This window comes from Staphylococcus sp. AC872 (genome assembly GCF_979255425.1).
Window position 1 is genome coordinate 512,806 of record NZ_CEEDKW010000002.1, and the last position, 12,022, is coordinate 524,827.

The 12,022-nt window shown below is 31.3% G+C and carries 14 protein-coding genes and 2 tRNA genes; 7 read left to right on the forward strand and 9 right to left on the reverse strand.

All coding sequences use genetic code 11. The annotated features are described in order from the left end of the window. Positions 1 to 49 precede the first annotated feature (49 nt). Genes menB through ACZ267_RS05465 form a run of 4 tightly spaced genes read right to left on the reverse strand, consistent with a single transcriptional unit; the run spans position 50 to position 4,672 of the window. Complete coding sequence (gene menB, locus ACZ267_RS05450; protein WP_002450736.1) at positions 50 to 868, reverse strand: 1,4-dihydroxy-2-naphthoyl-CoA synthase; 819 nt, start codon at positions 866 to 868, stop codon at positions 50 to 52. Further along, positions 861 to 1,664 (reverse strand): 2-succinyl-6-hydroxy-2,4-cyclohexadiene-1-carboxylate synthase, encoded by an 804-nt coding sequence (gene menH / locus ACZ267_RS05455; protein ID WP_002465633.1) that lies wholly within the window; start codon positions 1,662 to 1,664, stop codon positions 861 to 863. Before menH ends, menB begins: the two co-directional genes overlap by 8 nt. Then, positions 1,651 to 3,324: a 2-succinyl-5-enolpyruvyl-6-hydroxy-3-cyclohexene-1-carboxylic-acid synthase gene (gene menD, locus ACZ267_RS05460; protein WP_002465624.1), complete on the reverse strand. Its 1,674-nt coding sequence runs from the start codon at positions 3,322 to 3,324 to the stop codon at positions 1,651 to 1,653. The genes menH and menD overlap by 14 nt, the downstream gene beginning before the upstream one ends. After that, positions 3,317 to 4,672: an isochorismate synthase gene (locus ACZ267_RS05465; protein ID WP_002465617.1), complete on the reverse strand. Its 1,356-nt coding sequence runs from the start codon at positions 4,670 to 4,672 to the stop codon at positions 3,317 to 3,319. Before ACZ267_RS05465 ends, menD begins: the two co-directional genes overlap by 8 nt. Before the next feature lie 172 nt (positions 4,673 to 4,844). On the opposite strand from ACZ267_RS05465, the gene ACZ267_RS05470 reads away from it, so the two are divergent. Beyond that, a complete protein-coding gene (locus tag ACZ267_RS05470) occupies positions 4,845 to 5,783 on the forward strand; it encodes a 1,4-dihydroxy-2-naphthoate polyprenyltransferase (RefSeq protein WP_079449061.1) in 939 nt (312 codons plus the stop codon). Positions 5,784 to 5,837: 54 nt separating this feature from the next. Here ACZ267_RS05470 and ACZ267_RS05475 read toward each other — a convergent pair whose 3' ends face one another. Next, positions 5,838 to 6,392, reverse strand: a complete 555-nt coding sequence (locus ACZ267_RS05475; protein ID WP_015365209.1) for a GNAT family N-acetyltransferase — start codon at positions 6,390 to 6,392, stop codon at positions 5,838 to 5,840. A 203-nt stretch (positions 6,393 to 6,595) separates the two neighbouring features. On the opposite strand from ACZ267_RS05475, the gene ACZ267_RS05480 reads away from it, so the two are divergent. The 3 genes from ACZ267_RS05480 (at position 6,596) to ACZ267_RS05490 (ending at position 7,590) form a co-directional block, all read left to right on the forward strand. After that, positions 6,596 to 6,808, forward strand: a complete 213-nt coding sequence (locus ACZ267_RS05480) for a TM2 domain-containing protein (protein WP_002465642.1) — start codon at positions 6,596 to 6,598, stop codon at positions 6,806 to 6,808. Between the two features lie 100 nt (positions 6,809 to 6,908). Continuing rightward, positions 6,909 to 7,010, forward strand: coding sequence for an SAR1012 family small protein (locus tag ACZ267_RS05485; RefSeq protein ID WP_019235857.1), 102 nt, complete (start codon positions 6,909 to 6,911; stop codon positions 7,008 to 7,010). A gap of 223 nt (positions 7,011 to 7,233) precedes the next feature. After that, positions 7,234 to 7,590, forward strand: coding sequence for a DoxX family protein (locus ACZ267_RS05490; protein WP_002465605.1), 357 nt, complete (start codon positions 7,234 to 7,236; stop codon positions 7,588 to 7,590). A 945-nt stretch (positions 7,591 to 8,535) separates the two neighbouring features. On the opposite strand, the gene ACZ267_RS05495 is transcribed toward ACZ267_RS05490, so the two are convergent. The 3 genes from ACZ267_RS05495 to ACZ267_RS05505 all read right to left on the reverse strand — a co-directional run bounded on the left by ACZ267_RS05495 (position 8,536) and on the right by ACZ267_RS05505 (position 9,417). Further along, positions 8,536 to 8,624 (reverse strand) — tRNA-Ser (locus ACZ267_RS05495). 1 nt (position 8,625) lies between these two features. Beyond that, positions 8,626 to 8,700: transfer RNA gene (locus ACZ267_RS05500), tRNA-Asn, on the reverse strand. A 147-nt stretch (positions 8,701 to 8,847) separates the two neighbouring features. Continuing rightward, positions 8,848 to 9,417, reverse strand: coding sequence for a competence protein ComK (locus tag ACZ267_RS05505; protein WP_002465629.1), 570 nt, complete (start codon positions 9,415 to 9,417; stop codon positions 8,848 to 8,850). Positions 9,418 to 9,635: 218 nt separating this feature from the next. Between ACZ267_RS05505 and ACZ267_RS05510 the strand changes: the two genes are divergently transcribed. Next, complete coding sequence (locus ACZ267_RS05510) at positions 9,636 to 9,854, forward strand: IDEAL domain-containing protein (RefSeq protein ID WP_002465640.1); 219 nt, start codon at positions 9,636 to 9,638, stop codon at positions 9,852 to 9,854. A 79-nt stretch (positions 9,855 to 9,933) separates the two neighbouring features. Here the strand turns inward: ACZ267_RS05510 and ACZ267_RS05515 are convergent, their stop codons facing one another. Next, complete coding sequence (locus ACZ267_RS05515) at positions 9,934 to 10,920, reverse strand: lipoate--protein ligase (RefSeq protein ID WP_002465637.1); 987 nt, start codon at positions 10,918 to 10,920, stop codon at positions 9,934 to 9,936. A gap of 204 nt (positions 10,921 to 11,124) precedes the next feature. Here ACZ267_RS05515 and ACZ267_RS05520 point away from each other — a divergent pair, with 204 nt between their 5' ends. Together ACZ267_RS05520 and ACZ267_RS05525 are read left to right on the forward strand one after the other, a co-directional pair. Beyond that, positions 11,125 to 11,310, forward strand: a complete 186-nt coding sequence (locus tag ACZ267_RS05520; protein WP_002450747.1) for a YkvS family protein — start codon at positions 11,125 to 11,127, stop codon at positions 11,308 to 11,310. A gap of 5 nt (positions 11,311 to 11,315) precedes the next feature. Next, positions 11,316 to 11,918, forward strand: a complete 603-nt coding sequence (locus ACZ267_RS05525) for a CPBP family glutamic-type intramembrane protease (protein WP_002465620.1) — start codon at positions 11,316 to 11,318, stop codon at positions 11,916 to 11,918. Positions 11,919 to 12,022: the final 104 nt, after the last annotated feature.

The window sequence follows — 12,022 nt, forward strand, 5'->3', positions numbered from 1 at the left end:
GATGCATTTATCATCGCTTATAACAATCAAGTGGTTTTCTTATGAGATCCTATGGGAATTTAGGGAATTGGTCAAAGTCTGGATCACGTTTTTCTTTAAATGCGTCACGACCTTCTTTAGCTTCATCAGTTGTATAATAAAGTAAAGTTGCATCGCCTGCCATTTGTTGCAAACCAGCTAATCCGTCTGTATCTGCATTCATTGCAGCTTTTAAGAAACGTAAAGCAGTTGGTGAATGTTTCATGATATCTTGACACCATGCAACTGTTTCATCTTCTACTTTATCTAATGGGACTACTGTGTTAACTAAGCCCATATCTAATGCTTCTTGTGCATTATATTGACGGCATAAGTACCATATTTCTCTTGCTTTTTTGTGACCAACGATTCTAGCTAAATAGCCTGAACCATAACCAGCATCAAATGAACCTACTTTTGGACCTGTTTGACCAAAAATCGCATTATCTGCTGCAATAGTTAAATCACATACAACATTTAATACGTTACCGCCACCGATAGCATAACCACGTACCATTGCTATAACTGGTTTAGGAATAACGCGGATTAAACGTTGTAAATCTAAAACATTTAAACGAGGGATTTCGTCTTCGCCAACGTAACCACCATGTCCACGTTTCTTTTGATCTCCACCTGAACAGAATGCTTTATCTCCTTCTCCTGTTAAGATAATCACTGAAACATTCTGATCATCACGTGCACGTGAAAATGCATCAATCATTTCAGCTACTGTCTTAGGAGTGAATGCATTACGTACTTCTGGACGATTGATAGTTACCTTTGCAATACCTTCGAAAAATTCATATTTAATTTCATCATATTCTCTAAGTGTTTCCCACTGTCTAGTCATTTTGCTCCTCCTTTAAAAAACCTAATATTATTGTATCAAATTCCGTGCTATCTTCCACATGAATTGTATGTCCTACATCAGAAACTATTGTTTTTCTGCTATTAACAATTGAATCTTTCAATTTTTGTGCAATTTTTACAAACTTCTCATCTAGCTCGCCTGCCATAATATAAGTTGGTATATCGACTTGTGATAGTAATGGCCATAAATTAGGCATATGTCCTGTACCATAATCTCGTAAAGCTTTTGCTAATCGGTGAGGATTCTGACTCATTCTATTATCACGAATTTGCTTTTTAACTGATTTATCTAAGTCATACTGTGATTGGAACAGTGGTAATCGTTCCCAATCATTGACAAATATTTCTAACCCAGCTATTTCTAGCACTTTCGCTCTTGCAGCATCTACTTGTTGTCTCTCAATTCGATCTTCTTCACTTTGAATACCTGGTGATGTGCTTTCTAATATTAAACCTGCAAGTTCTATCGAACCATGCAACGCATAATATAAAGCTACCCTACCTCCCATTGAATAACCAAATAAATACAACTGGTATTGTTGATATTCGGATAAAACTTGATTCAATGCTTGATTAATAAAATCAAAGCTCCATTCTATATCCATTGAAGTTCCATCTTCTCCATGACCAGGTAAATCAACTACCAATACGTTAGTTTGTTCGGTTAACTTATCAATATGATTATCGAAAGTTGTGCCATCGCTAATAAATCCGTGTAACAAAACTATCAATTGCTTCGATGATGACTTTGATTGATAAAAATTATGATATAACATTAATCATTTCACTCAATTTCTTATATAAAATTTGATGTTGTTGTAAATTATCTTCTCTATCTGTGATTATTTCATAAACATTCGAACCTAATTCAGATAACGATTCATATTTAAAATCATTTAAATGCTCAAAACGCTTAAAATTAAAGTCATACAACAATGCCGCATGTTCAAAATCTAAACCAGTTGGCGTTCCGAATAATCTCTCGAAATATGCTTCTGCTGATGCTTTTTGAGGTAAATAAGAAAAAATACCCCCACCATCATTATTTAATAACACTATATTTAAATGTATGTCATTAATTTTAGACATGAGCAAGCCGTTCATATCATGATAAAAAGCTAAATCACCGATGAGTAACGTCACTTTTTTATGTACTGCCATACCTAATGCAGTAGAAACAACACCATCAATGCCATTCGCACCACGATTAGCATAAATTTCAGCTTCATTATCAAATAGTAAATTATCAATATCTCTAATTGGCATACTATTACTTACAAATAAAGCATCTTCGTTAGTTAATTTAGAAATCAATGTGCCAACATATGCCGCTTCATCAGTAGCATGTTGTAAATAATCATTGATTTCAATGCGAGCTTGCTTTTCTAATGATTGCCATTGTTGTAACCATGCTTTTCTGTCTACTGTTCTTTCTTCCATTAGCGATCTGAAAAAGTCATTAGCCGATATTTCATATGATACATCTGGCGGTACAGGAAAAACATCTATTTTATCGTTATTTTGAACTAATATTTGAAATGCTGAAGTCGATTTTAACCATTGATTTAACTTTTTAGAAATAACTGGTTTACCTACTCTAATTACGAAATCAACATCCCAATCCATACCTGCTCTATATAATAAATCATATGTTGTTATGACATTAGGATGATTATGTCGTCTTAACTGACTTAGTGGATCTGCCAACACTGGTATATCGAAAATCGTTGAATAAGTTAAAATTTGGTCTACCTCTTGATGTTGCATATCTCCAACAATAATTAAACCTTTAGACTTTTCAATTTTATCCTTAATTGGATCAACATGTATCATTTTTTGATAATGAGGTAATGTTTTTGTTTCTGATTTCAATAATTCTGTTCTATCTAAATCAGGTGTTAATGGCTCTCTAAATGGCATATTAAAATGAATCGGTCCTTTATGTGGACCATAAAGGTACTGACTAGCAATTTGCATTTGGTAATGTATCGTATCTAGCATATTTGTAGTACCGTCAGCAATTGGCATATCAAATTGGAAATTAACATAATTACTGAACATATTGACTTGATTGATAGCTTGTGGTGCACCTACACTTCTTAATTCATGTGGTCGATCACTCGTTAATACAATCAGAGGTATACGACTAATTTGACTTTCTGCAATTGCCGGTGTGTAGTTAGCCGCCGCTGTACCAGACGTACATAAAATAGCAACAGGTCTTTGACTACCCTTGATTAAACCTAATGCAAAAAATGCCGCACTACGTTCATCAGGATGAATCCAAGTTTTGATGTTAGGATGTGCTTCTAATGCAATAGCTAACGGAGTCGAACGCGACCCCGGGCTAATCACAACTTCTTTCACACCATATGCAAATAGTTCTGATGCAAATGTAAAGACCTGTGTCGTCAAAGCTTCATTTTTATTACTCATGTTTATCTACTCCTAAAGCATTCATCATTGGTGAAAATTTTACAGCTGTTTCAGCAATCTCGCTATCTGGATCAGAATCTTTAACTATGCCACATCCAGCAAATAATGTTGCTTGATCGCCTTTTATCAACATAGATCGAATGGCTACTATAAATTCACAATCATCATAGACATCTATATATCCTACAGGTGAACCATATAAGCCACGCGTGCCAAATTCTTTTTGTTCTATAAATTCTAGTGCTTCATCTTTAGGATAGCCGCCTAATGCTGGTGTTGGATGCATTCGATCAATTAACCCAATATATGATTGTTCTTTTAAATTACCTTGTATTTTTGTGAATAGATGATACAAATGGTCATTTTTTAAAATGTTTGGTGTTTCATTGTAGTATACATCTTCAACATATGGTTGAATATCATTCAATATACTTTCCACTACAATTTGATGTTCATTTAAATTCTTTTTATCATTTAGAAAAGCTTGTAAGTTTTCTTCATCTTCCTGTTCATTTTGAGAACGTTTAATTGTACCTGCTACTGCTTTAGTTGAAAGCACTTGATTTTCAACTTTTAATAATTGTTCAGGCGTTTGTGAAAAGAACACAGATTCATTAGATTCAAGTAAGAAGATATAACTGTTTTTTTCATTCTTTAATGCTCTAGTCAAAATATATGGAATACTTATCTCTTTATCAAATTTAATTAATCTTCTACGTGCAAGTACAATTTTCTTAGAATAGTCAATACTATTAATCGCTTCTTGTACTAAATCTCGCCATTCATCTAAATAGATATCCTCCATACGAGTAACATTCCCCAGGTGATCATCTTCCATATCGACATTGGCTTGTTCCAAATCATTGACTAATGACTTGAAAGTATCCATTTCAAATGTCTTTTTTTCAGTTGTATAAGTTATAAATGTTCGATTATTTTCAGTAGAAATCAACACCTCAGGTAGCACAAAATGATTTAATCCATATGCTCGCCATTCATCATCAGATTTATGTTTTGAAAATTGGAATCCACCACATAAACGTAAATGATGTTTCTCACTATCTGGATGAATTAACTCTATATCTTTTTTTAACGTTTCCCATTCTTTAAAGATAGACTGTTTATTTTCGAAATCATTTTCAAATTTTCGAATCGCATGATAACCGAAATATGAAGATTGATTGTCATTTAATCGCAAATAAAAACGATCGCCTGCTTGCGATTCAGTTATATGAAATAGAGTACTTGGATCTAATTGCTTGTCTAACTCTACTTCAACAGAGACCCAATCCTTAGAACTTCCATATAGCTTGTCGACAATCTCATCTTCTCTTACGTTAACAGTCATTCATCTCACTTCTTTCTTCTATATTTACTCATTAGTATATTGTATCATTTTTCAATGCTAATTTTGGTGCGAATTGCTTAATAAACACATGCAATTTTTCACGTGAATTGACCTTTATTCATAATTACTTTAAAATATGAATGTTAAAACTAAAAATTAAGAGGTTATAAAAATGTCAGATCAATATCAACAATATTCAACGGTTAAAAAGTATTGGCAATTGATGAGACCTCATACCTTAACTGCCGCAGTTGTACCAGTTCTAGTTGGGACAGCTTCAGCTAAATTATTCCTACTTGGTAGTGAAGATCATCTTAAATTCAGTCTATTCTTAGCCATGTTAATTGCTTGCTTATTAATCCAAGCGGCTACAAACATGTTTAATGAATATTATGATTTTAAAAAAGGCTTAGATGATCATACTTCTGTAGGTATCGGTGGTGCTATTGTAAGAAATGGTATGAGTCCTAAACTTGTGATGAATATCGCGATTGCTTTTTATATTATTGCCGCCTTACTAGGTATATTCTTAGCTTTCCATAGTTCATTTTGGATTATTCCAATAGGCGTTGTTTGTATGGCAATTGGTTATTTATATACAGGTGGACCAATGCCGATTTCATGGACGCCATTTGGCGAATTATTCTCAGGCGTATTTATGGGTATGATTATCATCTTATTAGCCTTTTTCATTCAAACAGGTAATGTTCAAGGACTAATCATTTGGTTAAGTATCCCTATCGTCATAACAATTGGACTTATAAACATGGCTAACAACATAAGAGATCGTGTCAAAGATAAAGCTAGTGGACGTAAAACACTACCTATTTTACTTGGTAAACGCGCCTCAGTTATCTTTATGGCCACAATGTATGTTGTCGCATATGCACTTGTAGTATTTACTGCCTTATTTAAATCTGGTGGGTCATTATTCTATTTATTAGTTTTATTGTCATTCCCAATGCCAATTAAAGCCGTAAGAAGATTTAACAAAAATGATACACCTGAGACAATGATGCCTGCCATGTCTGCTACTGGTAAAACAAATACTATTTTCGGTTTATTATATGCATTAGGCATTTATATTAGTGCATTGTTAGGTGCAATTTAATACCATTTAATTACTCGGCAATGATTACCATTCATTGTCGAGTTTTCTTTCTAATTATTTATATTTAATCATATGTCTATAAAGATGACCGTAAAGATCGATATCATTCACTGTCTTAAATCCTAATTTTTTATATAGATTTAGCGCTTTTTCATTATCATAATCACAATTTAGACTCCATTTTTTCTCAGGGTACTTCTCCAAAAGATAAGTCATCAGTTGTGTAGCTATACCTTGACCTCTATATTCAGGAAACGTAGCTACGGTTTCAATATACATCTCATCGTCCTCTGCTTCTTTCACTGGTAAAGGTGTACCATATTTACGAATATCTTCATCAAGCGGTAACTTTAACCAATTTTTCTCATAATCAAGTTCGTGTTTACCATCATATGCAATAACACAACCTGCAACTTTGCCATTGACTTCATAAACCCAAACATTTTTATAATAACTTCGATATTCTACATTAACAATACTCAACTCTAGTATGTTCATAATTCTTTCTTGGCTAATTTCATTAACTATATCTAATTCCATATCTTCCCAAATCATAAAACATAATTCAGCGATACGCTTATTATCACTAGGATGTGCTTGTCTAATCATCATATATCCTTCCTCAAAATTTGTCTTAATTTCATTATATAGAAACTACGATATAATATAAATCAAAGGACCTATTTCATATTGAATTTAGAGATTTTGATGAGAGAATTGAACTTTAAGAAGTATTTCTAAAATACATTTTTATGTTTGTTACGTGATTAATTCTTTAATCGATGAATCTTATTTTTAGGAGGTAGCAAAAAATGAGAGTTAATAAAGTCATTTATATATTAGTAGCTATTTTTTTAGGAGGTATTGGTGTTCATAAATTTTATGCTGACAAAGTCGGACAAGGTCTTTTACATCTTGCCTTCTTTTGGACAGGTATTCCAAGTATTGTAGCTATTGTTCATGCTATTATCGTCGCTTTTACTAAAAAAGCTGACAATGACGGTTACATTGTTTTTGAAAAATAATATTTACCCTATTCTAGCGATTTATTTTCCATTCACTTTTAAAACATTAAAAACGGGGTATATATTATTTATCAAGTAAAAGCAAAAGGGAGACATAATTATGATGAACATTATTAAACGTGTAGTAAGAACAATCATAACAGGTTACATTGTTAAAATTATCCGTGATTTGATTTCAGGTAAATCAAACGGAAAAAAATAAAGAATAATATATCGAGAATTACTGCCCATCAATGTATTCATTACAATTGATGGGCTTTTTTATATAAATGGTCATTTAATAAAGACAAAATCTTCCATTCGTTATATAATAAGATAAATTTTATAAGTATTATAATTTTTATTAGAAATTTAAAGTCTTTTATTCTTAATTACTTATGAAATTTACTTTTTTATTTTATAACAATCTGGAGGTCAGTCTATCAATGAGATTTGGAATTTTATTAATTAGATGGATGTTAGCGACATCTTTTTTAGTACATGGCACGTTAAAATTTGTAGACCTAGAAGGTACGATACATTTTCTAGGTTCATTAGGTTTACCCCCACTACTTGCAATTTTAATGTCAATTGGTGAAGTTGTTGGAGGTATCTTCTTGATATTTGGGATTTTAACACCGTATGTTAATGTTTTCTATATTTGTGTGATGTTAGGTTCCATATTCACCTTAAAATTAACTCGAGGATACGTTAGTGGTTATGAGTTCGAAATAATTCATATCGTAATGAATGTAGCAGTGATGAGCAGTTATAGTTGGAAAAAATGGATACAATTTTACTGATCATTTTATTTAATATTAACAGACTTTTGTAAGTATCTTATCACTTTAGGAATACAGCTTGAGTATTGCATTGATATTATAATAAAAAACACCATGATTTTAGATCAGCCCTATGGTTAGATTCTAATTTCATGGTGTTTTTATACTATGATATTCAATTATCGCCTAGCCTCATAGTTGGCTAGCTACTGTGTTCAATGTATTTCATTTTAAAGTCCACGCACTAAAGAATCTTAATTCTTCGAAGTAAATATTATAAGAAGGAAATCAACTCTTGATAAGTCAAAAATCAGTAGAAAAAATAACAGGCTGGGACATAAATATATATTTCAAGTTACATTCATATTTAGGCAGTAGTTGACTGTAAAGTCATTCTTTTTTTATAGAAATTAGAATGACTTACACATGCGTATTGACTCATGTGTTCAAATTAAGCTTTAGACGTATACATGAACTAAAGTTCATGCATAAAACCGTCTAAGTAATAAATTACAAAGACGGTCTAATGTATCAAGCTTTTTCATTTCTAGTCAACCTTGCCGGGGGACGGGCCCCAAACATAGAGAATTTCGAAAAGAAAATCTACAGACAATGCAAGTTGGGGATGGACAACGATAAAGAAATACTTTTTTAAGAAATTAGTATTTCTTATGCATGAGTTTCACTCATGTATTCCTATTTTAAAGTACACATTAGCTATGGCTAATGCGTAAGAACCACTACATAATAAATGATTAGTGGTTCTTTATTATTTCTGTCCCACTCCCTTATTTATAGTAACGGAGGGACTATCCATTCGCTTTAATAAAGTGTGTTGACCATATATTGACCAAAATATATTAAACAAACTTAAACGGATTTTTAACAAAATAAAAAAGAACGTTGGTTTAACAACGTTCTAGGTAGTTTAAGTAAATCAGAATTAAACTGATTTTTACTATAAAACGGAAACGGAGGGATTCGAACCCTCGCGCCGCTCTCGCGACCTACACCCTTAGCAGGGGCGCCTCTTCAGCCAACTTGAGTACGTTTCCATGGCTCCACAGGTAGGACTCGAACCTACGACCGATCGGTTAACAGCCGATAGCTCTACCACTGAGCTACTGTGGAATAATTAAATTGTAGTGCTTTCTCTATCAAGCACAAATATTATTATATCAATTTTACGTAAATTATCAAGAGATAACTTAAAAAAATATACGGAACATTTACACTATATTAATATAACGTTCCGCATATTTTAAATTTCAACATAATTTATTTATCTACAAATAGCGAATAACGTGATAATGCTTCAAAAATGTTTAATGAGGATTTTTCATAATCGATGGGTTTATCGGGGTCATTAGATTTCATGCGGGATTGTTTATCTACCATATAATAAAAGAAGATTGCGTTGGTATACTGATGCCATAAACTGTGGAATGATACATTAAGGGTAATGGTTTCATTGTTTGCAAATATGATTTTACATTTACGATGTTTTAATTCTTTAATTGATTCAACATAATGCATATTAATCCATAAATTTTCTTCTTGTCGATCTGAATGAGTAGGAAAAAAGTAAGTTGGAAATAAAGGAGTTAATAAAATTGGAGGTTTACTTGAGATACCTGTGATTCGATTGGTTTCAGCTTTTTTACTTAAATAATTGTTACCATAAAATTTGCATGATCTCTCTATAATCTTTTGAACTTTAAATGGGCTTTGTATGACTGTCTTATCAAACCGAATAATTTCTGAACCATTTGGTTGATTTTGATTATCATAATTAGGCCTAATCACCATGTCTCCCTTTCTAATTACGTAAATATTCTGAGTTGTCATTGGGATAACCTCGCTTTATTAAATTTTATTATCTTTTCTAATTTATAGAATCAATAATATGTTTTTTATTTTATAAGAAAAATCACAAAAGTCAAGTTATTCTTAAAGTGTAATATGATACATTTTTTCGTTTAAAATGTCAGAATATTCATTGATTTCAAAATTCAAAAAATGTATAATATCTATATATTAAATTCAAACGAAAGGTCGAGATCCTTATGAATCATAATACAAATGTGAAACATACGACACTTGAAGAATTTGTAACTACAGTTAATGATTTAGGCGTTGAACTAGTCATTGATGAAGCACTTAGAGAGGTTAGAAAAAAAGAGTTGAAATTACTAATTGATGAAGCTTTAGTAAATAAAGACGAGAAAGCATTCAATGAGTACATAACAGAATATAAAAACTTGGAGGCATTTCTCAGTGAATAATTTAGATTCGAGTCATTCAAAATAAGGTCTATTCCCTACTAAAAAAGTTAGAGAATAGACCTTTTAAATTTATATGACTTTAAGACATTAATCTTAATATTTCATTCTTATCTATATCACCAAAATAATGATATAGATTATAATTTGCCAATGCTTCTTCTAAATGGTTAAAGTCATGAAGGCAACCTTCTAAGGCATGTTCTAAATCACTAATGTCCCCTTCACCAAAGAAATCACCGAAAATTTTTGCGTGTTCAATTTTACCCTTTTTCACATCAAACTTGATTTGAATAAATCCTTTTTCGAATTTTTCTTCTCGTTCAAAATTGTATTTTGGATTTTTACCATAATTCCAGTCCCAAGTACGGTATTTTTCATTACTTAATTTCTCGATATTTTTCCAATCTTCATCAGTTAATACATACTCTTCAACTTGTTGTTCACCAAATATCGTTTTTAAAATAATTTGTTTAAATTGATCAATATCTAAAGACTCTGTTAAAAATTCTTCAATATTAGCTACACGCTTTCTAACAGATTTAACACCTTTTGATTTAATTTTAGCTGGATTTACTTTTAAAGCATTTTGAACTTCATCAAGCTCACTGTTCAACATTAATGTACCGTGGCTAAACATTCTATCTTTAACTTTAACCATTGCATTCCCTGAAATTTTAGCAGCACCAACTTGAATATCATTACGTCCTGTCATTTCTGCGTCCACACCCAATGATTGTAAGGCTTGGACAATAGGTTCTGTAAATTTCTTAAAGTTATGGAAACTATTACCATCATCATCTGTAATAAAACTAAAGTTTAAATTACCTGTATCATGATAAACTGCACCACCACCTGAAATTCTACGTACGACATCTATGCCTTTTTCATCAACGTATGCTTTATTGACCTCTTCTATCGTGTTCTGATTTTTACCAACAATAATGGAGGGTCTATTTACATAAAATAAAAAATAACTTTCTTCTGAAGGAAGATTTTTTAATACATATTCTTCCATAGCTAAGTTAAGTGTTGGATCAGTTATATTATTATTGCTTACAAATTTCATAACAAACGCTCCTTATAGATTCTCTATATATGCCCTTACCTTATTTATGCACCATTTACATTTAAAATTCCAATTATTTACTCAATAATGACAAAATTTTCATAATTTATGTATTAATTCTAAGAGTTTTTAGTGTTATTAGTTTATTTGTAGTGTATTTTTTAGTACAATATAGTCTAGCTATGAATTAAGGGAGGACTCGAAATGACTGTTGCAGAAGTAGGTAATATCGTAGAATTTTATGATGGTTTAAGAGGCCGAGTTGAAAAAATAAATGATAACTCAGTTATTGTAGATTTAACAATAATGGAAAACTTTAACTCACTAGACTTACCTGAAAAAACGGTTATTAATCATAAACGTTATAAAATTGTTGAACAAGAAGGTTAGTTGTAATGAAAAAAGTTTCGAAAGCTTTACTATGGTTTATAATTAGTTTCATAGTTTTTCATGCCATATTATTTGTTATGTGGGGTGAACACCAAGAATATTGGTATTTATATACTGGAATTATGCTAATAGCTGGGATTAGTTATGTATTTTATCAACGTGATATACATTCTAAACGGTTATTAACATCCATAGGTATTGGAATTATTGCCAGTATTATTTTAATCATTATTCAATTGATCTTATCACTCATAACGTCTGAATTAACTTATGCTTCATTAATAAAAGAATTGGCCAAAACTGGTGTTCATTGGAAGTGGCAAATGTTAGTAACATTAGCATTCGTTATACCTTGTCATGAACTATATATGCGCACTGTTTTACAAAATGAGTTAAATAAGTACAATTTGCCGAATTGGTTATCTATCTTAATCACTGCAATTTGTTCAAGCTCTCTATTTATATATTTAGATAATTGGTGGATAGTACTGTTTATTTTTATAACTCAAATATTACTGTCAATCAGTTATGAATATACAAGACGTATTGCTACAACATCTATTGCTCAAATAGTTGCTATCATTCTTTTATTAATCTTTCATGGATAATTTTTAATATGTTAAATGATTAGAAAATAAATATTTAAAGTATAAGTATAGAGCTCCAAACCATGTGTCCATACATGATTTAGAGCTCTATTTATTTTTTAAAG

What these genes read in the sequence shown, in the direction of transcription:
- menB (WP_002450736.1), bottom strand. Translation starts at nt 868, where the DNA reads ATGACTAGACAGTGGGAAACACTTAGAGAATATGATGAAATTAAATAT.
- menH (WP_002465633.1), bottom strand. Translation starts at nt 1,664, where the DNA reads ATGTTATATCATAATTTTTATCAATCAAAGTCATCATCGAAGCAATTG.
- menD (WP_002465624.1), bottom strand. Translation starts at nt 3,324, where the DNA reads ATGAGTAATAAAAATGAAGCTTTGACGACACAGGTCTTTACATTTGCA.
- ACZ267_RS05465 (WP_002465617.1), bottom strand. Translation starts at nt 4,672, where the DNA reads ATGACTGTTAACGTAAGAGAAGATGAGATTGTCGACAAGCTATATGGA.
- ACZ267_RS05470 (WP_079449061.1), top strand. Translation starts at nt 4,845, where the DNA reads ATGTCAGATCAATATCAACAATATTCAACGGTTAAAAAGTATTGGCAA.
- ACZ267_RS05475 (WP_015365209.1), bottom strand. Translation starts at nt 6,392, where the DNA reads ATGATTAGACAAGCACATCCTAGTGATAATAAGCGTATCGCTGAATTA.
- ACZ267_RS05480 (WP_002465642.1), top strand. Translation starts at nt 6,596, where the DNA reads ATGAGAGTTAATAAAGTCATTTATATATTAGTAGCTATTTTTTTAGGA.
- ACZ267_RS05485 (WP_019235857.1), top strand. Translation starts at nt 6,909, where the DNA reads ATGATGAACATTATTAAACGTGTAGTAAGAACAATCATAACAGGTTAC.
- ACZ267_RS05490 (WP_002465605.1), top strand. Translation starts at nt 7,234, where the DNA reads ATGAGATTTGGAATTTTATTAATTAGATGGATGTTAGCGACATCTTTT.
- ACZ267_RS05505 (WP_002465629.1), bottom strand. Translation starts at nt 9,417, where the DNA reads ATGACAACTCAGAATATTTACGTAATTAGAAAGGGAGACATGGTGATT.
- ACZ267_RS05510 (WP_002465640.1), top strand. Translation starts at nt 9,636, where the DNA reads ATGAATCATAATACAAATGTGAAACATACGACACTTGAAGAATTTGTA.
- ACZ267_RS05515 (WP_002465637.1), bottom strand. Translation starts at nt 10,920, where the DNA reads ATGAAATTTGTAAGCAATAATAATATAACTGATCCAACACTTAACTTA.
- ACZ267_RS05520 (WP_002450747.1), top strand. Translation starts at nt 11,125, where the DNA reads ATGACTGTTGCAGAAGTAGGTAATATCGTAGAATTTTATGATGGTTTA.
- ACZ267_RS05525 (WP_002465620.1), top strand. Translation starts at nt 11,316, where the DNA reads ATGAAAAAAGTTTCGAAAGCTTTACTATGGTTTATAATTAGTTTCATA.